A 22,174-nucleotide genomic window follows, 5' to 3' on the forward strand; every position below is an offset into this window, starting at 1 on the left:
TTATCGCTTGTTGCTACCGCCGATCGCATCTGCCGTCGCGAGCAGCGCCTCGGCCATGCGGATGCTCGCTGCGTCGATCAGCCGGCCATCCAGCGAGACAGCCCCTTTGCCTTCCTTCGCGGCCTGCGCCATCGCCTCCATGATGCGGCGCGCCTTGGTCACTTCCGCTTCGGCGGGCGTGAACACGCGGTTGGCGAGTTCGATCTGCGATGGATGGATCGCCCATTTCCCCTCATAACCCAGCACGGCTGCGCGGCGCGCGGCGGCATCGTAGCCATCGGGATCGCTGAAATCGCCGAACGGTCCGTCGATGGGACGCAGCCCATAGGCGCGGCAAGCGACCATCATCCGCGTTTGCGCGGCGTGCCACTGATCACCCCAGTAGTAATCGCGCTCGCCGCGCTCATTCTTGTCCGTGAGCACACCATAGTCGCGATTCACGCCGCCGATCACCGTCGTGCGCGCGCGCGTCGAGGCCGCATAGTCCGCGACGCCGAACGACATGGCTTCGAGACGGCGGCTCGATTGCGCGATGGCCTCGACGTTCGCCATGCCGAGCGCGGTTTCGATCAGCACTTCGAAGCCGATCCGGCGGGTGCGCTGGCGGGCCGCCTCGATCTGCGTGACGAGCATATCGACGGCGTACACGTCCGCGGCCACGCCGACCTTCGGAATCAGGATCATGTCGAGACGCGGACACGCTTCGACGATATCGACGACATCGCGATACATGTAGTGCGTATCGAGTCCGTTGATACGGACCATCATCGTCTTGCTTCCCCAATCGATATCGTTGAGCCCTTCGATGATGTTCTTGCGTGCCTGCTCCTTGTCGTCGGGAGCGACGGCGTCTTCGCAGTCGAGGAAGATGATGTCCGCGGCCGAGCGCGCGGCTTTTTCGAACATCGCGGGATTCGAGCCGGGCACGGCCAGCTCGGAACGGTGCAATCGCGCTTTGGCCTGCTCGATGACAGTAAAGCTCATACGGGTTCTCCTGAGGTCATTTCATTGAAGGCATGACGGCAACGGGCGCCTAGCCCGTCGCGCCGAAGCCCGATGCGATGCAGTTGATGGACAGCAGCAGCGGCACCTGATACGCGCGCCGCTGTCGTTCCGTTTGTGACGAACGGTAGAGACGAAGCAGTTCGATCTGCTGGCGGCTAACGAGATCGATAGCGGGCAAACGGCGCTGCAGGCGCGCATGGAACTTCGGAAAGCGCGTGCCCAGTCCGGACGAGCCCGTGAGCGTTTGCACCATCTTCACCGTGAGCCTGAATTCGGCTTCGATCTGCGCGAAGATCGTGTCGCGGATCGCTTCATCGGGCACGAGGCTCGCATACTCGCGCGCAATGTCGAGATTGACCTGGGCCAGCGTCTTTTCGACCTCGTCGATGACGAGCCGGAACAGCCGCGATTCGTCGAACATCCGCCGCAGCAGGTCGATCCCGCGTTCCTGCCGCACCGAGAGGAAGCCTTCGATCGCGCTGCCCACGCCGTACCAGCCCGTCAGCGCGTGCCGGTTCTGCGACCATGCGAACACCCACGGAATCGCGCGCAGATCCTGCAAGCTCGTTGCACCGAAGCGGCGGGCAGGGCGCGAGCCCATGTTGAGCATCGACAGTTCTTCGAGCGGGCTGGCCGCCTGGAAATACGCGAGCATGCCCGGCTGTTCGATGAACTTCGCATACGCAGCCCGCGACGCGCCCGAGAGCGCTTCCATGGCTTCATCGAATTCGCCCTTCGGCAGCAACGCTTCTTCGCGCTCCGACTTCAGCGTATGTTCGAGCACGCTCGACGCAAGCAACTCGACGTGATATTGCGCCGTGCCGCGATTCGCGTATTTGAACGACACCACTTCGCCCTGTTCGGTCACGCGAAAACGTCCTTTGACCGAACCGGCGGGCAACGCGGCGACGGCGCGGCCAGCCGGTATGCCGCCCCGGCTCACTGACCCGCCGCGTCCGTGGAAGAACGCGATCGTGACGCCCAGTTCATCGCCGAGCCGCTTGATCTTCGTCTGCGCTTTCGACAATTCCCAGTTGCTCGCGAAAAATCCGCCGTCCTTGTTCGAATCCGAATAGCCGATCATGATTTCCTGCACGCCGCCCTGTGCGCGAATGCTGCGGCGGACCATCGGCACGGCCAGCAGTTCGCGCAGGATTTCGGGCGCGCGGCGCAAGTCGTCGATGGTTTCGAGCAGGGGCACGACGGGTAACGTGCAGCTTTCCGTCCCGGCCGCGTCGGAAAAGAGACCGGCTTCCTTGGCAAGCAGATAGACCCCGAGCACGTCGCTCGCCCGATGCGTCATGCTCAGAATGAACGCGCCGAATGCATTGCGATCCACCTGCTGGCGCATCTCGCGCGCCGTGCGGAAAATCTGCAGCGTCTGTGCCTCGTCGAATGGCAGCGAATCGAAGCGGCGTTCCCGCTCCTGCTCGCTGTCCGAGGGTTGGGCCAGTTCGCTGAGCAGCCACGCTTTCCATTCGGGCGAGTCGCTGGCGGGCGGCTCGCCGGATGTGCCACAGGTCGCGCGCCACAACGCGCGCAGCGCCTGCTCGATCACCGTCGTGTTCTGACGCAGGTCGAGCTGCACGGTGCTGAAGCGAAACGTCTCCACTTCTTGCCGCAACGGCCGTACGAGCATATGCGCCAGTTGCGCGCTGCCCGTCGCAAAAAGCGTCTGCTCGATCACCAGCAGGTCGGCGGCAAGCTCGTCGGCGCTCGTATAGCCACCTTGAACGGGCGTGCCGTCGGCGGGCCGGCTGGCGTTGGCAAGCGACCCGTCGAGCCGGCGCAAGATGCACGTCAGGTATTGACGGAACAGTTCGCCCGGATTGCGCGACGCGATCGACGTGGCCTCGCCGCTGCGCATCAGCGCCCGCGCCAGGGCTTCGTGGAAACTGTCCGGCACAGGCAATGCCTCGGACGTGATGCTCAGCATCTGCGTCAGTTCGACAAGACGCAGCCGGTAGCGCTTCAGGCACGCGAGCCGGTTCTCATGCAGCGTGGCGCGCGTGACGCTGTCGTCGACGAATGGATTGCCGTCGCGGTCTCCGCCTATCCACGAACCAAACTGGAAAAAACGCGGCATGTCGAAGCGCTCGCCCGGATAGTGACGCGCGAGCGCGCTCTCCAGCTTGTCGAACAGCAATGGCACGGCTTCGAACAGCGTCTCGCCGAAAAAGTGCAGTCCCCACGCGACTTCCTGTGCGACCGTGGGTTTTTCGAGCCGCAGCTCGCCGCTCATCCACAACAGCTCGATATCGTTCCTGAGCGCGAGAATGAGCGTGTAGCGTTCGCGAGGTGTCCAGCGCGGCGATTCGAGTTCCATCAGACGCCGGTAGATGCGTCGATGGATTTCGAGCACCGTGACACGCTTGGCTTCCGTGGGGTGGGCCGTCAGCACGGGGCGCACTTTCATCTGGCTCAGCGCGTCGCGCACCTCGGCGGCAGGAATGCCCGCCTCGGCCGCTTCGGCAATCACCCGCGCAAACGAATCGGGCAACCTGTCGTAGCCGCCTTCGATTTCGATCTCCCGGCGGCGGCGCATCGCGGTACTCTGCTCGGCGATGCTGAGCAGCTGGAACCACATGCCTTGCGCCTGCAGCATGCGCCTCAGGATGACACGCGCGGTGCGATCGTCCATCCGCTCGCGCATCAGTTCCGTCATCGATTCATGCGCCGACTCGCCCATCAGCGTGCGTTCGACCTCTGGCTGGCGGCCGCGCGCGATGTCGCGCAACAGTTCCGACAGCAACTCGATGACAGCGTATTCATAATCTTCCGCGCTGAGCGCGGGCAGGGCAGCCGACGCGATCGCGAGTTCGTGCAGCCGGTCGACGTCGGCGTGCCTGCTCGCGGGGAAGGGGCGCACAACCTCGACGCGCGGCGGGTCGGGTTGTGGTTCTGGGCCGTAGCCCCAATCAGGCAACGCGGCGCGTGACATGGTCTTCGAGCACAGAGGCAACCGTGGAACCCAGCTCGGACGCGCTGGGCGCCACCGAGAGGCCGTAGGACATCATGATTTCCGCTTTCTCCGCCGCGCTGTCGCCCGCTGCCGAGATAATCGCGCCCGCGTGTCCCATGCGCCGTCCCTTGGGCGCCGTCAGACCGGCCACATAGCCGACGACGGGTTTCGTCATATGCTCGCTGACCCACTTCGCGGCCTCGGCTTCCTGCGGACCGCCAATCTCGCCGATCATCACGACAGCCTCGGTCTCGGGGTCCTGCTCGAACAGTTTCAGATGATCGAGGAACGAACTGCCGTTGATGGGATCGCCACCGATGCCGACGCTCGTCGTGACGCCGAGGCCGAGCGCATTGAGCTGCGCGGCGGCTTCATAGCCGAGCGTGCCCGAGCGCGACACGATGCCGATATTGCCGCGCCGGTAGATGTTGCCCGGCATGATGCCGAGCATCGCGCGTCCGGCGCTGATGATGCCCGCGCAGTTCGGGCCGACCACCATCGTGCGGGTTTCCTTCGGATAACGCAGCAGATAGCGTTTGACGCGCATCATGTCCTGTGCCGGGATGCCGTCGGTAATCACGCAGACGAGTTGCAGGCCGGCGTCGGCGGCTTCCATGATGGCGTCGGCACAGTAGGGCGGCGGCACGAACACGAGGCTCGCGGTGGCGCCCGTTTCGCGCACGGCGTCTTTCACGGTGTCGAACACGGGGCGTTCGAGATGAAGCTGTCCGCCCTTGCCCGGCGTGACGCCGCCGACCACGTTGGTGCCGTATTCGATCATCTCTTTTGCATGGAACGACGCCTTGTCGCCCGTGAAGCCCTGCACGATGACGCGGGTGTTTTCGTCGATCAGGATACTCATGTCCGTTCTCCTTATCTGGGGTTGCCGGCCTGGCGGGCGCGGTGCGCCTTGGAGGCCTCGACGGCCTTTTGCGCCGCTTCCAGCAGCGATTGCGCCGCGATGATGGGCAAGCCGCTTTCCTTGATGATGCGTCGTCCTTCTTCGACGTTGGTCCCCGCCAGACGCACGACGAGGGGCACTCTCAGGCCGCGGGCCGCCTGCACGACACCTTCGGCAACCCAGTCGCAGCGATTGATGCCGGCGAAAATATTGACGAGCACGGCCGAAACATTCTGGTCCGACAGCACGAGCCGAAACGCGGCCGCCACGCGCTCGGGCGATGCGCCGCCGCCGACGTCGAGGAAGTTCGCCGGCTCGCCGCCTGCGTACTTGATCGTGTCCATGGTGGCCATCGCGAGGCCGGCGCCGTTGATGATGCAGCCGATATCGCCGTCGAGCCCCACGTAGTTCAGCCCGAACTGCGCGGCTTCCGCTTCGCGCGGATCTTCCTGCGCCGCGTCGCGCATCTCGGACACGTGCGGGTGGCGGAACAGGCCGTTGTCGTCGAACGAAATCTTCGCGTCGAGGGCGATCACGCGGTCGTCATCGGTGACGACGAGGGGATTGATCTCGACCATCGTCGCGTCGAGGTCGCGAAACGCGCGATACGCGCCCATGATCGCGTTGACGGCGCGGCTCACCTGCTTGATGTTCAAGCCAAGGCCGAAGGCGATCTCGCGCGCCTGGAAGGGCTGCAAGCCAACGGCTGGCTCGACCACCGTCTGAAGAACGGCGCCCGGGTTGGTGCGCACCACTTCTTCGATATCCATGCCGCCCTGTGCGGAAGCGATCACGCGCACGCGTTCCGCCTTGCGGTCGAGCACGATGCCGAGATAGATCTCGCGCTCGAATTTCTCGGCAACCTCCACGTACACGCGCTCGACGACCTTGCCTTCCGGTCCCGTCTGGATCGTCACGAGCTGCTTGCCGAACAGCGCGGTCGCCGCCTCGTGCACATCGTGATAGGTCTCGCACAGCTTGATGCCGCCCGCCTTGCCGCGCGCGCCCGAATGAATCTGCGCCTTGACGGCCCAGTGCCAGCCGCCGAGTTCCGTGGCGCAGTAGACGGCCTGATCCGGCGTGTAGGCGACCGCGCCGCGCTGGATCGGCACGCCGAAGCCAGACAGCAGGTCTTTGGCCTGATACTCGTGAATGTCCATGTCGATGTCTCCGTTTGATTGCGTGGTTTGCGAACCGTCAGGTCACGAGATTGCGCGGTACGCCGCGCGCGAATGCCTCGATGTTCTCGATCAGCTGGTCGGCTAGCGACTGCATGGCGTCGTCGGACGCCCATGCAACGTGAGGTGTCAGGATGAAGTTGGGCAGATCGAGCTCGAGCAGCGGATTGCCCGCGACGGGCGGCTCCTGGCTCAGCACGTCGAAGCCTGCACCGGCGATCAGTCCTTCCTTGAGCGCCGTGGCGAGCGAGGCTTCGCACACCAGCCCGCCGCGCGCCGTGTTGATCAGCAGGCAGTTGCGCTTCATGCTGCGCAACTCGTCGAGCCCGATCAGGTTGCGCGTGGCAGGCGTGAGCGGCGCGTGCAGCGAGATCACGTCCGACGCGCGCAGCACCGTGTCGAGTTCGGCGTATTCGAGGCCAGGCACCCGCGCGCGCTGCGCGTCGTGAGCGGCGAACACCGGGCGCATGCCGAAGCCGCGCGCAATCTGCGCCGTGCCCTGGCCCAGCGCGCCGCCGCCGATGATGCCAAGCGTCGAGCCATGTAGATCGCGGATCTGATGGTCGAAGAAGCAGAACTGCTTGGTCTGCTGCCAGCGTCCGCTCAGCACGTCGTTGCGGTACGCGAGCAGATTGCGCCGCAACGCGAGGATCAGCGCGAACGTGTGCTCCGGAACCGCGTGGGATGCATAGCCGCGAATGTTGGCGACGGCGATGCCACGCTCGCGGCAGTACGCCGTATCGACGACGTCATAGCCCGTCGCCGCCACGGCAATCATCTTGATCGACGGGTGCCTGTCGAGCATGTCGGCTCGCAGCGGCACCTTGTTGGTGATCGCGATGGTGGCGCCTTCGAGTCGCCGCATGACCTCTTGTTCAGAGGTCGACGCGTACTGGACCCAGTGGTGGTCGAACGTTGGGCGCCGAACATCGGCATTCAGCGTGGAACGGTCGAGAAAAACGATTTCGTGTCGCATGGTGTCGTGCGTTCCGTAGTGTGGGCGGGAAGGATGCGACCCGCCGCGCCTGCTTCAGGCAGGCGCGTTCAGGCGGTCGCGCTCATAGAGCCGTGCTCATGCCGCTGTGTTCACGCATTTGCGGCGCGGCGCGCGACAGGCTCTGCCACCCGCTGCGTCGCGGTATGCGTCGCGGCCTGCGCACCCGGCGTGTGCGTGCGCCAGTACTGTCCGGCTGCGCCTACGCCGCTGCCTGGCCGCACGTCGATACCGGCATCGAGCATGGCCATTTCGGCGCCTGCAATCGCGCTCACCAGCATCAGCTCGTTCAGGTCGCCGAGGTGGCCGATGCGGAACACCTTGCCCGCGACCTTCGAGAGTCCCGCGCCGAGCGCGAGGTTGTAGCGGCGATAAGCGGTGTCGATGACCTGCGCGGCGTTGAATCCTTCCGGCACGACGATCGCGGACACCGTGTCGGAGTGCCACTTCGGCGCCTTCGCGCACACTTCGAGTCCCCAGCCTTCCGTGATGGCGGCGCGCACACCCGAAGCCAGGTAGTGATGCCGCGCGAACACGTTGTCGAGCCCTTCCTGGAACAGCAGGTCGAGCGCGGCCCGGAGCCCGTACAGCAGCGAAAGCGCAGGCGTGTACGGGAAATAGCCGGTGGCGTTGGTGCGTACCATGTCGGCGAGATCGAAGTAGCAGCGGCGCGATTTCGCGTGTCCGATCGTCTTCAGCGCCTTCTGGCTCACGCACAGGATGCCGAGGCCCGCCGGCAGCATCAGACCTTTCTGCGAGCCCGTCACGGCCAGATCGACGCCCCATTCGTCCATGCGGAAATCAATGCAGCCAATCGAGCTCACGCCGTCGACGAACAGCAAGGCCGGGTGGCCCGCCGCGTCCATTGCGCGGCGCAGTGCGCCGATATCGCTCGTCACGCCCGTCGCCGTTTCGTTGTGGCAGGCCAGAATGCCCTTGATGGTGTGCTGACGGTCCGCCTTCAGGATCTCGCCGATCCGCTCGACGGGCACGCCTTCGCCCCAATCGACGTCGAGAATTTCCACATCGAAGCCCAGGCGCTGCGCCATGTCGGCCCACAGATGGCTGAACTGGCCAAAGCGCGGCACCAGGACCCGGTCACCCGGCGACAACGTGTTGGTGAGCGCCGCTTCCCATGCGCCCGTACCCGACGACGGAAAAATAAAGGGCTGGCCTTCCGCCGTCCGGACGATCTTCTTCAGATCGGAGAGCAGGCCATGCGTGAGTTCGGGGAATTTCGTCGAACGGTGGTCTTCCATCGACACCACCATCGCGCGTTGCACGGCGTCGGGAACATTGGTCGGACCGGGGACGGCGAGAATGTTGCGTCCAGGGATGCGCGCGGCAGAAGTATTCGACATGGTTCGTCTCCTTGGGTGATGATCGTGATCTGTCGTTTGGATGATGTCGTTCGGGTGGTTCAGTGCGCGGCGTGACCGGCGGCCGTGCTGTCGTCCCGTGTCGCGGGCACGTTGTGGCGCGGTGCGTCGGGCGCGTCGCGATACACAGGGAACTTCGCGGTCAGTGCGAGCACGGCGTCCGCTGTGCGGCGGATCACGAGATCGTTGGCCGGTGCGTCGAGCACATCGGCCATCAGATGCGCAAGCTGTTGCGCTTCCGTTTCGCGCATGCCGCGTGTCGTGATAGCGGGCGAACCGATACGCACGCCGCTCGTGACAAAGGGCTTTTGCGGATCGTTCGGAATCGCGTTCTTGTTGACCGTGATGAAGGCGCGGCCAAGCGCGGCTTCCGCCTCTTTGCCCGTGACGTTTTTCGCGCGCAGGTCGACGAGGAACACGTGTGAATCCGTGCGGCCCGACACGATCCGCAAACCGCGTTGCTGGAGCGTCTGCGCCATCGTCCGGGCGTTGATAAGCACCTGTTGCTGGTACTGGCGAAACTCGTCGGTCATTGCTTCGCGCAGCGCGGCTGCCTTGCCCGCGATCACATGCATCAGCGGGCCGCCCTGGATGCCGGGGAAGATCGTGGAGTCGATTGCCTTCGCAGCCTGTGCGCCCGCGAGAATCATGCCGCCACGCGGACCGCGCAGCGTCTTGTGGGTGGTCGTCGTGACGTAGTCGGCGATGCCCACGGGGCTCGGGTACAGCCCCGCCGCCACGAGACCCGCATAATGCGCCATATCGACGAGCAACGACGCGCCGACGCTATCGGCGATCGCACGAAACCGCTGCCAGTCGATCACGAGCGAGTAGGCGGAAGCACCCGCAACGATCATGCGCGGCTTGTGAGTCTGCGCGAGTTGCTGGACCTGCTCGTAGTCGATTTCTTCCGTATCGGGATTGAGACCGTACGACACGGCATTGAACAGCTTGCCGCTCACGTTCACGGACGCGCCATGCGTGAGGTGTCCGCCGTGTGCGAGCGACATGCCGAGAATCGTGTCGCCCGGTTTCAGCACGGACAGATACACGGCCTGATTGGCCTGCGATCCCGAATGCGGCTGCACGTTTGCATACTCGGCATGGAACAACTGCTTCGCGCGATCGATGGCGAGCTGCTCGACCACGTCGACGTGTTCGCAGCCGCCGTAGTAGCGGCGGCCCGGATAACCTTCCGCGTACTTGTTGGTCAGCTGCGATCCCTGCGCTTCCAGCACGGCCGGCGACGCATAATTTTCGGATGCGATCAGCTCGATGTGATCCTGTTGACGCTGCGTTTCCGCCGAGATGGCCTGCCGCAATTCCGGGTCGGTGACGGCAATCGTGTTTTTGTAGCTGAACATGTATGAACCTCTCTTTAATGAACCAGACAGGCTGGACGTCGCTGCTCGTCCCCTCCGTATCCCCTTCGTATTCCTGTTGAACCGATGGTAGTGGCGTGCCGCCGAAAACACTCATTCGCGTTACTTATCCGATCCATAACCTTGCGTGTGAGCCTTGCCTGTCGGACCTCGCGCCTCGCGGAGTACCTCTTCTTGGGCATTGCGGACGCTTCCTCCGCTGGTACAGTTGAGGCGTGAAATCAAGGCGTTTTTGCCGCGTGCGTGGGAGGGTAGGGAGCGAGATGCTGCACCTGACATTGCGCCAGCTAAAGGTGTTCGAGGCGAGTGCGCGTCATCTGAGTTTTTCGCGCGCAGCGGAGGAGCTTCATCTGACGCAGCCCGGCGTGTCGTCGCAACTGAAGCAGCTCGAAACGGGCATCGGTATGCCGCTGTTCGAACAGGTCGGACGGCGCGTCTTCCTGACAGCGGCGGGCAAGGAGTTGTACAGCCATACGCGGCTGTTGCAGCAACAGTTGTCGCTTCTCGAAGCGTCGCTCGATCAGCTGCGCGACATGAAGCAGGGCAAGCTGAAGGTGTCGGTGGTGAGCGGGATGACCAACCCGCTCGCGCTTCAGTTGATCGCGAAGTTCACGCGGGCTTTTCCAGGCGTGAACGTGAGTCTCTCCGTCGGTAACAGAGAGTGCGTGCTGAACGAACTGGCGAACAACGAGACCGATCTCGCCATCATGGGGATGCCGCCCGAAGGGCAAGGTCTCGCTGCCGTGCGCGTGGCGAAGAATCCCCTCGTGATGATCGCGCCGCCCGATCACTCGCTCGTGCGCGAGCGCCGCATTGCGCTGGGCGCGCTCGAGCGCGAAACGTTTCTGGTGCGCGAATCCGGCTCCGGCACGCGCCGCGCGATGGAGCGCTTCTTTGCCGAGCACCGGACCAGCTTTCGGCCAGGCATGGAAGTGAGCAGCAACGAGGCTGTGAAATGGGCCGTGCAGGCGGGTATGGGCCTGTCAGTCGTGCCCCTCGCGACGATCATGGCCGAACTCGAAACCCTTCGGCTCAAGGTGCTCGATGTCGAGCACTTTCCGATCGTCCGGTATCTGTATCTGGTGCATCGCGAGAGCAAGCAGCTTTCGGCTGCCGCGTCGGCGTTCAGGGACAGTCTGATCAACGGAGCCCATGAGGCGGGTGAGCGGGTGTCGGGCGAATGATGAACGCGCTTGCGTGACGGATGGCTTTTAGCGCTTACCCAGCCAGCAATATTTCGCCCTTGCCTTGCACCGATACATCGCCGCGTAGCCGCCGTGGAGGTTGCGCACGCGACAACATGGCAAACGCGCCGCCTTCTCGCGCGAGCGTCGGCACCAGCAGCCGCCAGAATACGTCGATATCGCTGGCGTTTTCCGCGAAGCGTTGCGTTGCAGGCCACGCGGAATCGAGCAGCAGCAGCGAGCCGCGCCGCATTCCATACGCCGGATGTTCGCCGACACGGCCTGCAACGGCGATCGTCCCCGCGACCATGCGCGACGCCACGAACGCGCCCGCCGATCCGAATACGATCATCGTGCCGCGACGCATGCGGTCACCCAGACGCGCGCCCGCATCGCCATGAATCACGAGCGTGCCCCCGCGCATGCCGTCCATGTCGCCCGGCAGCGCGGCGCCTGCAAAATCCCCGGCATTGCCGCGAATCTCGACGCGGCCGCCCGATAGCTCACACGCGGCGAAGCTCCCGCAATGACCTTCGACGACGATCGTCCCCGCGCTCATCTGCGCGCCGAGAAAATCCCCTGCATTGCCATCGATGACGAGATGGCCCGCGTCCATGCGCGAGCCAAGCCGGTCGAAGCGTTGCATATCGCCCTCGAACCTGAGTTGAGGCAGGTCGAGCGATGCTTCATCAGCGATCTCGACAGCGAACAGATCGCCCACGTTGATCGGCTCGCTGCCGTGCCAAAGCGCCATCTTGCCGATTTCGACGGCGCTCAGCTCCGCGAGTCGCGCGGGCAGGAGTTCGCGCGCGTCGATGCGCAGGCTGGGCGCGTGCTTCAGACGTAACGTGATGCGCTTCATCGGTTCTCCGGCGCGTCGCACAGTTGATGCAGATGAAAGTGAAACGGCCCGAGCTTGCCGCCATAGTTGCCTGCTGAGATCCGCACCAGTCCCTTTTCCACGCCAGCGTCCGCGCCCGTCGCCGCTGCGATGCCGACACGCATGGCTTCAGCAACATCCCTATCGCTCAACCCGTCGATGACGATTTCGAGCACGCTCTGCACATCGCCCGTCAGTTCGGTGCGTAGTGCGAGTTCGCTGAGGCCAGGGCAGAACGCATCGTTGGTCGAGGCAGGCAGCGCCGAATATTTCGAGCCGACCTTCGAGCCCGAGCGCACGACGCCGCCCGGAAACGGCAGGATCACGTTCGGTACAGTGCGCATCGCGTCAACGGCCGTCTGCGCGGCAATGAGCGCCGCGTCGGTGTCGCGCGCAAGAAAGAGCAGGTTGCCGCCGCCGACGCCTTTGACGACGGCTGTCGTTTCCTCGGCGACGAATTCACCGTCCATCACGGGCACGCGCCAATAGCGCTTGCCGTCGATCAGCTTCGAAATCTGCCAGCCGTCGCCGAAGAAGCGCAGATTCTTGCCGAGCGCGATGGGCTCGCCATTCGCGATGCCGCCGAAAACGGCCGTCGTCGGGCATGTCAGCACGCACTGTCCGACGCGGCGCTCGACCTGTTTCGCAAGCTCCTTGCCGGACATCGAAAATAGCAGCAGGGCGAGGCCTGGCCGGCCGTCGGGTGTTTCGTCGGGTGACAGTTCGCGCTCGATGCCCGCTTCGCAACCGCATGCGATCACCGATGTCGCAAAGCCGGTCGCCGCGAGGGCTGCGTTGCGTGCCCAGGTGGCGTTACGCGCCGTCACGATCAGGCGCGTCGCTTTCATCGGAAACGCTTCGGCAAACGTGTCGTCGATCGCGACGCCGCGCACGCTGCGCGGTGCCGCCGGACGCTCGACTACAGGCGCCGCGCTCGAAGTGATATCGCTCATGACGGGGACTCCGCACGCTGTTGGCGATGTACGCCGCACGCTGCAGGCAGCAGACGCCCGCCGTTGCCGCACAGGCAGAGTTCATCGCGGCTGATGGGCGCGCGCCGCATGTTGGTCGCGAGATAGGCGTCACCGTACTCCTCGACCACCTTTTCGATCGAGCGGTCGAATTCGGGTTCGACATAGTGCGTGCCGCCCACTGGCGTCGCGACGATGCGGCCGTCGCGCGCGACCAGTTCCCCGTCCTTGAACACATAGACGGGCGCGCGGAACATCGCTTCGCGGTCGGCATGCTCGCGGTACACGGCGATATCGGCGGCCGCGCCCGCATCGAGCCGGCCACGATCTTTGAGCCCAAGCAGCCGGGCGGGCGCGGCGCGGGTCAGGATGGCGATCTCGTTGAGGTCGAGTTCCCGTTTCAGGCTGGCAAGCGGCGATTGCGCGGCAACGTCGGGATGGAGCTTTGCCAGCTGTTCGTCGCGGAACGATTTGTCCATCAGCAGGCGGATCAGATGGGGATAGCTCGTGAACGGGCCGCCGTTCGGATGATCGGTCGTGAGCGTGATTTGCCAGGGGTTGTTCACCAGCAGGAAAAGCTCCAGGCCGATCGTCCACTGCAGCGCGTTGACGTAGCTGGTTTCACGGTAGCGAAACGGGACCACGCCGCAGCCCGCATCGCATTCGATATCGCCCGCGATCCATTTGCGCGGCGACGCGAAGGCGGCCTGCTTGACCTGCTTCATGATGTCGCCCGACGCCGTCACCGTCTGACCGAACATGATCTGGCCGACGTCGATCGAGATGTTCGGGTTCGCGTTGACGGCCTCCGCGATCCGGTGCGCCGCCGACGAAAACTTCCGGGGACCGTCGTTGCCGTAGCTGTGAAACTGAATGTGCGTGAGATGGCCGGGCAGACCTTCGAGCGCATCGATGGTGGCAAGCGTCGAATCAATATTGCCTGGCACGCCCAGATTGCTTGCGTGAATATGCAGCGGGTGCGGCACGCCGAGATCGGTGAGCGCGCGCGAGAGCACATGCAGCACGTCGCGAGGCGTGATGCCGTAGTGCGTATGGTGCTCGTCGACATCGAGACTGCGCTGGTTGAACTTGAATGCCGAAATGCCGCCGGGATTGACAACCTTCACGCCAAGCGCGCGGGTCGCGTGAATCGACCATCCGACATAGTCGCGCAGGCGTTCGTAGTCGGTTTGCCCGGCCAGCATGCGCAAGAACAATTCGTCGTTGCCGAGCATCACGTAGGCGCCGTGATCGATGATCGGCGTGTCGCCCATTTCGAGGTGCGTGTGGCGCGCATTCGATGCGATCATCGCCGGCTCGAATGCCGCCGTGTAACCCATCTCAGCGTAACGGTAGCCCGTCGCGAGCGTACCCGGCGTGCAGTCGCCGCACGAGGCGAGTTCGAGTGGATTGTCGGAAGCGCGGCGGCCGCGATGATCCTCCGGCATCAGCAGGCGCGCGAGATTGACCTTGCCGCCGCCGATATGCGAATGCATGTCGATGCCACCCGCCATGATGACCATGCCCGAGGCGTCGTATTCGCAATCGACGGATTCCTGTTCGGGCAGGTCGACGATCCGGCCGTCACGCACGCAGATGTCGCTGATCTGCCCGGCGATGCGTGAGGCGGGGTCGTACACGCGGCCACCGCGCAACCGGAACGTGCTCATCGGGCGGGCTCCTTTGCGGTTGATTGTGCGGTTGATTGCGCGTTTGAATGCGGTGCCGCCAGCGCATGCGCGATCTGCGCGGCCACATGCGCGACGGTGGGTAAGCTGTCCTCATACACGGGCACGAGCGGCAGCACGACGCCGCCGTCCGTGCGGAACAGATGACCGGCGGAACCAATGCCGGGCGTCGAGACGGGCATGAAGAGCGTCGGCCCGTGGCGATCCGTGGACGATGCCGCGAGGCCGGGATGACCCAGCACGATCGTCGGCATGCCGGTCTGTGGCGGCGGCAGGTCGGCGCCGAAGCTTGCGACCCACACGAGAGCATCGACAGCACGCTCGTCGAGCAACCGCTGTGTGTCATAGCGATGCGGATCGTGTTCGAGACCGGTTCGATGCACGCCCGTGCGAAGGGGTAGACCGGACATCCACGTGAGCGTCTGGTTGACGGTCGCGGCGCCGTCGTCTCCGCCGAGCGCGAGGCAGCCTGCGCGGGTCTTCAGGTTGATCGACTTGGTCAGACGGTCGAGCCCTTCGACCAGCAGCGTCGCATGGCTGCCAGGCAAATCGGCCGTGCTCCAGACGAGCGTGACGTAACGCGCCGCGAGCATGTGCGCGGCCAGCGATTCGAGTGCAGGCGCATTGCCGGGCATCGGCTGGCCTTTCAGAAGCGAATCGATCCGCGCGTTCAGCAGCGCAATGGTCTCGTACAGATCGCCCTGCAACGGGATGGCGCGTTGCGAAACCGTGCCGGGCTGCGCCATAGATTCGAGGTTCGCGTCGATCTCGCTGCCGACGAAGATCACGTCGCGCCGGGCCGGGCCTGTTGCATCGGCCGGCTTAGCGCCGACCCCGCACCGTTTGAAGAACGCCGGGTATCTGGTAGTGGGTGTTGACGCGAAACAGACGATGAGATCCGAGCGCGCGCGCACTTCGGAAAGCGTGGTCGTGAACGCGCCGCGGTCCTGCATCGCCGTCAGGCCGTGCATCAGCGAGCGGCCGTGGGCGTGATCGATGATGGCGGCGCTCGCGTTGGCAAGGCGATACAGCGCTCGCGTGCCGGCCACGTCGGTGGCCATGCCCGAGAATAACGGTTGCTTCGCTTGCGCGAGCCATCGGGCCGCGAGGCCAATGGCATCGTCGAATGCGATCGGCTTGCCGTCGTGCATCGGCTGTGCGTGTGCGGGACGCGCGCTGAACTGCGCGAGGGCCCGCGTCGCACGCGGACAGTCGGTGCCCGTCAAGGTCAACGTCTCGCCGGCCGCGATCGAAAGACGATCGCATAACAGCGGGCAGAACGGACACGTCCAGGACGTAGGGGAACTGATAGAGGTCATGTCCGGCTATCAGCAACTCATATGCCATCCGTTGTGGTTCTGCGAAGAGCCTTCGCTTTACCGGACAAACGCGAATTGCGCGGCATGCATGCGCGGCGCGTATTCGATGTGTTTTGCGCCGCGTGCGATGCAGACTGTCACGCGTCGTTCGTTCACGCCTGACTCAATACCGTGGACGCCATTGCTCGCACGCACCGCATCGATCGATGGCATGGAACATGAATACGGCAGATGGGAAGCGCAATCACCTGCACGGGAAGCGAGCGATGAAAAGGATCCTGTTATACGAATATCTCAGCGCCGATGGCTGCGTGGACGAATGGATCGCGCCGGAACTGCGGATGCAGGGCAGGGTGATGCGCGATGCCGTCGCACGTGATCTGGCTCGTTCAGGCCATATCGCGCTGACCTGCGTCGCGGGTCATGACGAAGTCCGTGACGCAGCGGATACGTCGGGCGCAATCGAATGGTGTCCCGCGCCGTTTGCGATTCCGCCGACGCGCTTCATCGCAGCCGAAGCGCGCCGTCACGACGCCGTATGGGTGATCGCGCCGGAGACGGGCGGCGTGCTGAGCGCGCTATGCGAAGCCGTCGGACCTGACCGATGGATCGGCTGCGACGCGGCGGCCGTGCGCATCGCGAGCAGCAAACGCCGCACGGCGCGGTATCTCGCTCTGGCCGGCATCGCCACGCCGCGCGCGTGGTCGGTGGACACGCCGCTCGAACCCGCGTGTCACGCGAGCGCCTGGGTCGTGAAGCCCGACGATGGCGCGGGCGCCGTCGATACCCGCGTCTTTCACGACTACCGGATGGCGGAATATGTGTTCCTGCGTCGCGCCGCTGCGGACGAACGCGTGACGCTGGAAGAATGGATCAGCGGCGATGCACTCAGCCTCTCGCTGCTTTGCACGCGAGGCCACGCGGAGCTGCTCAGCATCAACCGGCAACATATCGGCGTGCGTGACGGCCAGCTTGCCTATGAAGGACTGACGGCGAACGCGATACCTCTGTCGAGCGAAATGGCTGGGACGTGCCGCTCGCTCGCTGCCCGCGTGGCGCGTGCGCTTCCGGGCCTGGCCGGTTTCGTGGGCATCGATTTCGTGTGGCATCCGGAACGCGGTCCCGTCGTGATCGAAGTCAATCCGCGCGTGACGTGCGCTTACCCGGCGCTTGCCGGCGCGGTGGAATCCAATATCGCAGCAAGCATCGTCGCGCAGCACTTCGATCTGGACGACGACTTCAACCGGAGGCGCTATGCCGCGTGATCTCGTGATCGGCTGGGACATCGGCGGCGCGCATGTGAAGGCAGCACGCATCGAGGCGGGGCGCGTATCCGATGTGATGCAATGGGTCTGCCCGCTCTGGCAGGGCATGGCGCACCTCGACGCCGTATTCGAAGCAGCGGTGCAGCGTTGGCCCGATCACGGTGATGCCGAGCATGCCGTGACGATGAGCGGCGAGATGGCGGACATCTTTTCCAACCGTGAGGCGGGCGTCGCCGCGCTCGCGGGCAGACTGGCGAGCCGCTTCGGGCGAGACGCTTCGTTCTATGCCGGCCGGTCAGGATGGCAGCCGCACGAATCCGTTCTCGAATACTGGGCCGATGTGGCGTCCGCGAACTGGCATGCGACGGCGGCACTGATTGCTTCGCGTGTACCCGCCGCCGTGCTCGTCGACATCGGCAGCACGACCACGGATTTCATTGCGATCCGCGAAGGCGTGCTCGCTTCGCGCGGGATGGATGACGCGGGGCGGCTCAGGTCCGGCGAGCTTGTTTATCAGGGTGTCGTGCGTACGCCGCTGTGCGCGCTCTCGCAGCGCATCCGCTTTCGCGGCGAACAGCACAACGTGATGAACGAACTGTTTGCCACGACGGCCGACGTCTACCGTCTGACGGGCGAACTCGACCCGCTGCATGACCAGCATCCCACGGCCGACGGCGGCGCGAAGGATCGCATGGCGAGCTGCCAGCGTCTCGCACGCATGATCGGGCGCGATGCGCGCGATGCATCGATGGCCGACTGGGAGAGCTTCGCTCGCGAATGGCGCAAAGCACAGCTTGCGCATCTGTCGACGAATCTCGCCCAGGTGCTCGGGCGTGTCGGGCTGGGGCACGATGTGGTGCTGGTGTCGGCGGGCTGCGGTGCGTTCCTCGCGGATGAACTCGCGGCGCAGTTCGGGCGCGATGTGATCGCCTTCTCGTCGCTAACGAAAGCAGACGGAACAACTGCTGGCTGGGCGCAGGTCTGTGCGCCAGCCGTCGCTGTCGCCCTTCTGCGCGTCGACGAAGCGCACATGGCCGACGCAACGGTCTGAACAACTATCATCTCCGCACACGGAGCGCCTATGTGGGTGGTGAAGATTGGCGGCAGTCTGAGCCGTGACCCGTTGCTCAAAGAATGGCTGCAGCATCTGAGCGAATTCGGCGGTGGACGGGTCGTGATCGTGCCGGGCGGTGGCGAATTTGCCGACCAGGCACGCGAGCACCAGGCCGTCTGGCGTTTCGACGATGTCGCCGCGCACAACATGGCCGTGCTTGGGATGGCGCAATACGCGCTGATGATGCAGGGCCTGTGCCGTCGTCTTGTGATCGCCGCGACGGATGCGCAGATTCGCGACGCGTTGCGCGCCGGGCGCGTCGCCGTATGGGCGCCGCTCGACCTGCTGTTTCAGGAACCCAACCGGCTGACCACGTGGGATGTCAGCTCGGACAGTCTCGCCGCATGGCTCGCCAACCGGCTGAACGCCGAGCGGCTCGTGGTCGTAAAGTCCTGTGAGGTCGAACCGACGCGCACGATCGAAGCCTATGCGGCGCAGGGCATCGTCGATGGCTCGTTCGCCGGCTTCACGCGCGACGCGCCGTATCCCGTCGACATCGTGAACCGGAACGACGGGTCGCGCGTGCGCGACCGCCTGCTTCACGCGACGGCCGACTGAGCCCGTACCTCGAAGCCGGTATCGTTGGCCGCGCGCGCGGAGCCCAGGAGTTGCGCGCGCAGATCGCGCACGCGTGCCGCATTGAGCCGGCCGGTGCGCGACCCGTCGCACAGCGCCGTCCGGAAACCGGCGATGTCGGGACCGAGCGCGCGGATCAACGGCACGTGCTTGCTGAGCAGCGCGCCCGCCAGCCCCGCCATCACGTTGTGGACGCGCGCGATTTGCACCATGCTGTCGAGCACGGCAAGCGGGACGCATTGAAACAGATCACCGCGGCGCTTACTGGCCGTATCCACCATCACGCCCGCAAAACGCAGTTCGCATGCCTGTTCGACGATCCGCAGATCGAGGCCGTTATCCACCAGCAGCACGGGGATCATATTCCAGTGCAGGCTTCGCATATACGTGAGGCTCCGGAGCGCGAGATCGAACGAAGCGCTATCGGCCGGCATGCCTGCTTTCACATAATCGACCCCGCAGCGTCCGACCTGAGACGCGCGATATTCGAGCGATGCGTGGTCTCCCGGACGCAGATCACCGACGGCGGCGCTGATGGGCAGACCGGGATGCTCGGCGCGCAGCGACTGCACGACGTGCGCGATCCGGGGCGCTGCGACGGCGCCGAGCGCGCCCGCGCCAGGCTCCTTCAGATCGATCAGATCCGCGCCGGCCTGAGCGGCGTCGCGCGCCTCGTCGAGGTCGCGCACACTGGCGAGCATACGAATCATAGGGCCTCCTCTGGAAAGACTTGAGCGGTGGCAGCCGACCGCACGTAAAAGACATCGACCGCTTCCATCAGCCACTGCCAGGCCTGCTGTTCGCTCGGGCCAGCCGTCTTGTCGATGGCGATGGAGAGGTACGCGATTTCCGATTCCACTTTCTCGCGCGGCAGCATGGAGAGCCGGCTGACCAGCACCGCGCCTTCGATGACAGCGGCCTGCGCGCGGTTAAATCCGGTGAACGGCGCATCCGTGCACATGGCGACGCGTTCCATGACCAGCGTGGGGCGTTGCGGATCGCCGCCGACCGAGACGAGACGCAGTTCAGCGTGCGCGAGCGTGTCGGCGAGCCGCACGCATGGCACGTGATGGACAGGCAGCGTAGACCACGTACGGCGGCCTGTGACGCAGCCGGCAAACACGCGTACGTCGGTCGTAAAGTTGACGACGGCACAGCCCGTCGCAACGATGTTTGCGAATGTCGCGGACGGCAGAAACGGCATCAGGATGAACGTGTCGCCCTCATGGCGCACGCCCATCGGCGCGCTATGCGGCTCGCCGCCGGGCGATACCGTCGTGACTATGGTTTCGTGGATCATCGTCAGGCTTCCTTTCTGCGTGTCGTGCCGGGGGCGCATTGCGCAAGCAGATCGCTCGCGCCGCGCTCGCTCGCGCATCCCCATTCCAGCGGCTGATCCTGGCTATAGCGCTTCCCAAGCCGCCAGGCGAGTTCGGCGCGCGCGAGTTCGACACCCATGTAGAACGCGTGCGCGCCGTCTGCTTCCAGATGAAGATGCGGCCACAGAGCGAACGCATCCGTGGCGAGATGATGGCCGTCGCGGTTGTACACGTGCATGCCTTGAGTCGATACCTGCACGCGGAAGTTTGGGTCGCGGATCGCCGCTGCCGTCGCCGCGATCTCTTCGGGCGTATCGGGGAAAGGGCGCTTGGCGTGCACCGTCATCAACTGGTCGGTGAGGCCTTTGGGCAGCGTCTGGAGTTCGCGGGCCGCGTACATCATGCGTCGGGCGACGTCGGCTTCGCGTATCGCGCAGCGCGCATGGCCGCTCACTTGCGTGGTGAGAATGCCCGCGATGTTCAGTTCAACGCCGATGCCGAGCAGGATCGCGTGGATGCCGCTGGTGTCGGCTTCCGTGAGTTCCGTGACGTTGCCCGTGCCCATCAGCAGCGGCGCGTCGGGATAGCGTTCACGCAGCCGCTGATAGCGTGTGAGCGATTTCAAAAGCCCGAAGGGCAGCGGGTCGAGTATCGGGTCGGCGAGAAAGGGCCGGCCCTGTTGCACCATCATGTCGATGGCGTCGTGTAACGATGCTTCGTCGCCGGGCTTGCGCGGAATCAGCACGGGTGTCGAGCCGACTTCGTTGAGGACCCAGAGGGTGTCGGCTGTCAGGCTCAGCAAAAAGTCCGCGCCTGCGCGGCCGCCGCGCACCAGTTCCTTCACATCCATCGAGTCCACGCTGACCTTGAACCCTTGTGCCTTCAGCGCATGGACGGCATCGGCGAGATGCGGGAACGGCGTGGACGGCAGACAGCCGAGGTCGATCACGTCGGCACCGTCGGCCCGTAGCTGCGCTGCGCGCGCGCAGATGGCATCGACGCTTAGGCGCGGCGCATCGACGATCTCCGCGAAAATCGCGATATCGTGTTTCGACAGGTCCACGGGGCGTGCCGTGCAATCGAACCATGCGGGGAGATCCTTCAGCTCTTCGGGGCCGCGCTGCACGGGGATGCCGTAGTGCGCGGACAGCGCGTCGAGATCGCCGCGGCATCGGCCGGGAACGATCAAGCGGTCGGCAGCAATAGGGGCAGCGACGCGGCGGCGGATCATATCCGCTGTCATGAGCGCCGCGACCTGAAGGCCGATCTCCCGAATCTCCCAGCTGAATGGCGCGGGCGCGAGACTGCGCAACACGCGCTCCAGTCCGGGTTGCGCAAGGCGGCCGGTGAGGAAGACGATATGGTCCATCAGGCGCTCGCGCAGCACGAGTCGGGTGCGCCCGCCGGGATGCGAATGTCGGCGATGCGTGCGTCGAGCGCGGCGCGCAGTTCGTCGAGCGAGCACACGACGTGGCAATGATCGATCTGCCTCAAGCGTGCCACGTTGTCGAGTTCGATATTGCGTGGCCGCAGTTCTACCCAGTCGAGCGGACTCTTCGTGACGACGACAGGCTGGGTATCGCATGCGAACACGATGCCCGGGATGCCCAGCTTGCCCGCCTGCGCGAACATGTTGGTCGGCAGCGTATCGGAGATGCCGAACGCGCATTTGGCGACGGTGTTGCTGGTGGCGGGCGCGACGACGACCGTGTGATAGCGCGTCTCGTCGTACAGCATCCCGACGGGCACGGCGCTCGCGCTGTTGTCGCGGAATACCCGGAAGCGCTGCTTGAGTTGCGCGAGGTCGATCTGGTACAGCGGCAGTACCTCTTGCGCAGCGCGCGACAGGAACAGATCGACGTGCGGCAGAAGCGTGGCCGCAATCTCCAGCGATTCGACCAGCCCATGACCGGAGCCCGTCACCGCCCACGCAAAACGGGCTGGAGCGGTGTCGAGGTCGTAGGGCAAGGAGCGCGTGTGGGTCATGGTCGGTCCGGCAGCCAGGTTGTTCAGTTTGCGATACATATTGCGACCCCTCGTCATCAACCTCTTGCCAT

Annotated in this window: 19 protein-coding genes; 4 read left to right on the forward strand and 15 right to left on the reverse strand. The window is 64.8% G+C overall.

What is annotated here, in order from left to right:
* The 7 genes from SB822_RS24160 to glyA form a co-directional block, all read right to left on the reverse strand.
* Positions 1 to 984, reverse strand: a complete 984-nt coding sequence (locus tag SB822_RS24160) for an HpcH/HpaI aldolase/citrate lyase family protein (protein ID WP_094297904.1) — start codon at positions 982 to 984, stop codon at positions 1 to 3.
* Between the two features lie 49 nt (positions 985 to 1,033).
* Complete coding sequence (locus SB822_RS24165; protein WP_410855769.1) at positions 1,034 to 3,946, reverse strand: phosphoenolpyruvate carboxylase; 2,913 nt, start codon at positions 3,944 to 3,946, stop codon at positions 1,034 to 1,036.
* Positions 3,924 to 4,829, reverse strand: coding sequence for a succinate--CoA ligase subunit alpha (gene sucD, locus SB822_RS24170; RefSeq protein ID WP_007585772.1), 906 nt, complete (start codon positions 4,827 to 4,829; stop codon positions 3,924 to 3,926). The genes SB822_RS24165 and sucD overlap by 23 nt, the downstream gene beginning before the upstream one ends.
* Before the next feature lie 11 nt (positions 4,830 to 4,840).
* A complete protein-coding gene (locus SB822_RS24175) occupies positions 4,841 to 6,028 on the reverse strand; it encodes a malate--CoA ligase subunit beta (protein WP_007585771.1) in 1,188 nt (395 codons plus the stop codon).
* A 37-nt stretch (positions 6,029 to 6,065) separates the two neighbouring features.
* Positions 6,066 to 7,022: a D-2-hydroxyacid dehydrogenase gene (locus SB822_RS24180; RefSeq protein WP_007585770.1), complete on the reverse strand. Its 957-nt coding sequence runs from the start codon at positions 7,020 to 7,022 to the stop codon at positions 6,066 to 6,068.
* A 110-nt stretch (positions 7,023 to 7,132) separates the two neighbouring features.
* Positions 7,133 to 8,401, reverse strand: coding sequence for an aminotransferase class V-fold PLP-dependent enzyme (locus SB822_RS24185; protein ID WP_410855770.1), 1,269 nt, complete (start codon positions 8,399 to 8,401; stop codon positions 7,133 to 7,135).
* Between the two features lie 59 nt (positions 8,402 to 8,460).
* Positions 8,461 to 9,783, reverse strand: coding sequence for a serine hydroxymethyltransferase (gene glyA, locus SB822_RS24190; RefSeq protein ID WP_079487214.1), 1,323 nt, complete (start codon positions 9,781 to 9,783; stop codon positions 8,461 to 8,463).
* A 281-nt stretch (positions 9,784 to 10,064) separates the two neighbouring features.
* On the opposite strand from glyA, the gene SB822_RS24195 reads away from it, so the two are divergent.
* Positions 10,065 to 10,985 carry a LysR family transcriptional regulator gene (locus tag SB822_RS24195; protein WP_007585766.1) on the forward strand — a complete coding sequence of 307 codons (921 nt, stop codon included), beginning with the start codon at positions 10,065 to 10,067 and terminating at the stop codon, positions 10,983 to 10,985.
* Between the two features lie 34 nt (positions 10,986 to 11,019).
* Here the strand turns inward: SB822_RS24195 and SB822_RS24200 are convergent, their stop codons facing one another.
* Genes SB822_RS24200 through SB822_RS24215 form a run of 4 tightly spaced genes read right to left on the reverse strand, consistent with a single transcriptional unit; the run spans position 11,020 to position 15,843 of the window.
* Positions 11,020 to 11,847, reverse strand: coding sequence for a formylmethanofuran dehydrogenase subunit C (locus tag SB822_RS24200; protein WP_007585764.1), 828 nt, complete (start codon positions 11,845 to 11,847; stop codon positions 11,020 to 11,022).
* On the reverse strand, positions 11,844 to 12,818 hold the full coding sequence (fhcD, locus tag SB822_RS24205) for a formylmethanofuran--tetrahydromethanopterin N-formyltransferase (RefSeq protein ID WP_410855771.1): 975 nt from the start codon (positions 12,816 to 12,818) through the stop codon (positions 11,844 to 11,846). Before fhcD ends, SB822_RS24200 begins: the two co-directional genes overlap by 4 nt.
* Complete coding sequence (locus SB822_RS24210) at positions 12,815 to 14,506, reverse strand: formylmethanofuran dehydrogenase subunit A (protein WP_007730429.1); 1,692 nt, start codon at positions 14,504 to 14,506, stop codon at positions 12,815 to 12,817. The genes fhcD and SB822_RS24210 overlap by 4 nt, the downstream gene beginning before the upstream one ends.
* Positions 14,503 to 15,843 (reverse strand): formylmethanofuran dehydrogenase, encoded by a 1,341-nt coding sequence (locus SB822_RS24215; RefSeq protein ID WP_410855772.1) that lies wholly within the window; start codon positions 15,841 to 15,843, stop codon positions 14,503 to 14,505. The genes SB822_RS24210 and SB822_RS24215 overlap by 4 nt, the downstream gene beginning before the upstream one ends.
* A gap of 266 nt (positions 15,844 to 16,109) precedes the next feature.
* Here SB822_RS24215 and SB822_RS24220 point away from each other — a divergent pair, with 266 nt between their 5' ends.
* The 3 genes from SB822_RS24220 to SB822_RS24230 are packed head-to-tail and all read left to right on the forward strand — an operon-like array spanning position 16,110 to position 18,780.
* The gene (locus SB822_RS24220) at positions 16,110 to 17,108 is read left to right on the forward strand and encodes an ATP-grasp domain-containing protein (protein WP_007730435.1); all 999 of its coding nucleotides are present in this window, start codon (positions 16,110 to 16,112) and stop codon (positions 17,106 to 17,108) included.
* Positions 17,098 to 18,159 (forward strand): hydantoinase/oxoprolinase family protein, encoded by a 1,062-nt coding sequence (locus tag SB822_RS24225; protein ID WP_007585753.1) that lies wholly within the window; start codon positions 17,098 to 17,100, stop codon positions 18,157 to 18,159. The genes SB822_RS24220 and SB822_RS24225 overlap by 11 nt, the downstream gene beginning before the upstream one ends.
* 30 nt (positions 18,160 to 18,189) lie before the next feature.
* The gene (locus tag SB822_RS24230) at positions 18,190 to 18,780 is read left to right on the forward strand and encodes a kinase aspartokinase/uridylate kinase (protein ID WP_007730438.1); all 591 of its coding nucleotides are present in this window, start codon (positions 18,190 to 18,192) and stop codon (positions 18,778 to 18,780) included.
* Here the strand turns inward: SB822_RS24230 and SB822_RS24235 are convergent.
* From SB822_RS24235 to SB822_RS24250, 4 genes are read right to left on the reverse strand one after another with little or no spacing between them, the layout of a single operon-like run.
* A complete protein-coding gene (locus SB822_RS24235; protein WP_410855773.1) occupies positions 18,762 to 19,508 on the reverse strand; it encodes a (5-formylfuran-3-yl)methyl phosphate synthase in 747 nt (248 codons plus the stop codon). The genes SB822_RS24230 and SB822_RS24235 overlap by 19 nt on opposite strands.
* Complete coding sequence (locus tag SB822_RS24240; protein WP_410855774.1) at positions 19,505 to 20,098, reverse strand: DUF447 domain-containing protein; 594 nt, start codon at positions 20,096 to 20,098, stop codon at positions 19,505 to 19,507. The genes SB822_RS24235 and SB822_RS24240 overlap by 4 nt, the downstream gene beginning before the upstream one ends.
* A 2-nt stretch (positions 20,099 to 20,100) precedes the next feature.
* Positions 20,101 to 21,486, reverse strand: coding sequence for a DUF6513 domain-containing protein (locus SB822_RS24245; RefSeq protein WP_410855775.1), 1,386 nt, complete (start codon positions 21,484 to 21,486; stop codon positions 20,101 to 20,103).
* Complete coding sequence (locus SB822_RS24250; protein ID WP_410855821.1) at positions 21,486 to 22,103, reverse strand: flavoprotein; 618 nt, start codon at positions 22,101 to 22,103, stop codon at positions 21,486 to 21,488. The genes SB822_RS24245 and SB822_RS24250 overlap by 1 nt, the downstream gene beginning before the upstream one ends.
* Between the last annotated feature and the right edge of the window lie 71 nt (positions 22,104 to 22,174).

Source organism: Paraburkholderia sp. SIMBA_054 (assembly GCF_046534875.1).
Taxonomy (GTDB): domain Bacteria; phylum Pseudomonadota; class Gammaproteobacteria; order Burkholderiales; family Burkholderiaceae; genus Paraburkholderia; species Paraburkholderia hospita.

Excerpts from the sequence above, each read along its gene's own strand:
- SB822_RS24160 (WP_094297904.1), bottom strand. The coding sequence starts at position 984 with ATGAGCTTTACTGTCATCGAGCAGGCCAAAGCGCGATTGCACCGTTCC.
- SB822_RS24165 (WP_410855769.1), bottom strand. The coding sequence starts at position 3,946 with ATGTCACGCGCCGCGTTGCCTGATTGGGGCTACGGCCCAGAACCACAA.
- sucD (WP_007585772.1), bottom strand. The coding sequence starts at position 4,829 with ATGAGTATCCTGATCGACGAAAACACCCGCGTCATCGTGCAGGGCTTC.
- SB822_RS24175 (WP_007585771.1), bottom strand. The coding sequence starts at position 6,028 with ATGGACATTCACGAGTATCAGGCCAAAGACCTGCTGTCTGGCTTCGGC.
- SB822_RS24180 (WP_007585770.1), bottom strand. The coding sequence starts at position 7,022 with ATGCGACACGAAATCGTTTTTCTCGACCGTTCCACGCTGAATGCCGAT.
- SB822_RS24185 (WP_410855770.1), bottom strand. The coding sequence starts at position 8,401 with ATGTCGAATACTTCTGCCGCGCGCATCCCTGGACGCAACATTCTCGCC.
- glyA (WP_079487214.1), bottom strand. The coding sequence starts at position 9,783 with ATGTTCAGCTACAAAAACACGATTGCCGTCACCGACCCGGAATTGCGG.
- SB822_RS24195 (WP_007585766.1), top strand. The coding sequence starts at position 10,065 with ATGCTGCACCTGACATTGCGCCAGCTAAAGGTGTTCGAGGCGAGTGCG.
- SB822_RS24200 (WP_007585764.1), bottom strand. The coding sequence starts at position 11,847 with ATGAAGCGCATCACGTTACGTCTGAAGCACGCGCCCAGCCTGCGCATC.
- fhcD (WP_410855771.1), bottom strand. The coding sequence starts at position 12,818 with ATGAGCGATATCACTTCGAGCGCGGCGCCTGTAGTCGAGCGTCCGGCG.
- SB822_RS24210 (WP_007730429.1), bottom strand. The coding sequence starts at position 14,506 with ATGAGCACGTTCCGGTTGCGCGGTGGCCGCGTGTACGACCCCGCCTCA.
- SB822_RS24215 (WP_410855772.1), bottom strand. The coding sequence starts at position 15,843 with ATGACCTCTATCAGTTCCCCTACGTCCTGGACGTGTCCGTTCTGCCCG.
- SB822_RS24220 (WP_007730435.1), top strand. The coding sequence starts at position 16,110 with ATGAAAAGGATCCTGTTATACGAATATCTCAGCGCCGATGGCTGCGTG.
- SB822_RS24225 (WP_007585753.1), top strand. The coding sequence starts at position 17,098 with ATGCCGCGTGATCTCGTGATCGGCTGGGACATCGGCGGCGCGCATGTG.
- SB822_RS24230 (WP_007730438.1), top strand. The coding sequence starts at position 18,190 with ATGTGGGTGGTGAAGATTGGCGGCAGTCTGAGCCGTGACCCGTTGCTC.
- SB822_RS24235 (WP_410855773.1), bottom strand. The coding sequence starts at position 19,508 with ATGATTCGTATGCTCGCCAGTGTGCGCGACCTCGACGAGGCGCGCGAC.
- SB822_RS24240 (WP_410855774.1), bottom strand. The coding sequence starts at position 20,098 with ATGATCCACGAAACCATAGTCACGACGGTATCGCCCGGCGGCGAGCCG.
- SB822_RS24245 (WP_410855775.1), bottom strand. The coding sequence starts at position 21,486 with ATGGACCATATCGTCTTCCTCACCGGCCGCCTTGCGCAACCCGGACTG.
- SB822_RS24250 (WP_410855821.1), bottom strand. The coding sequence starts at position 22,103 with ATGACCCACACGCGCTCCTTGCCCTACGACCTCGACACCGCTCCAGCC.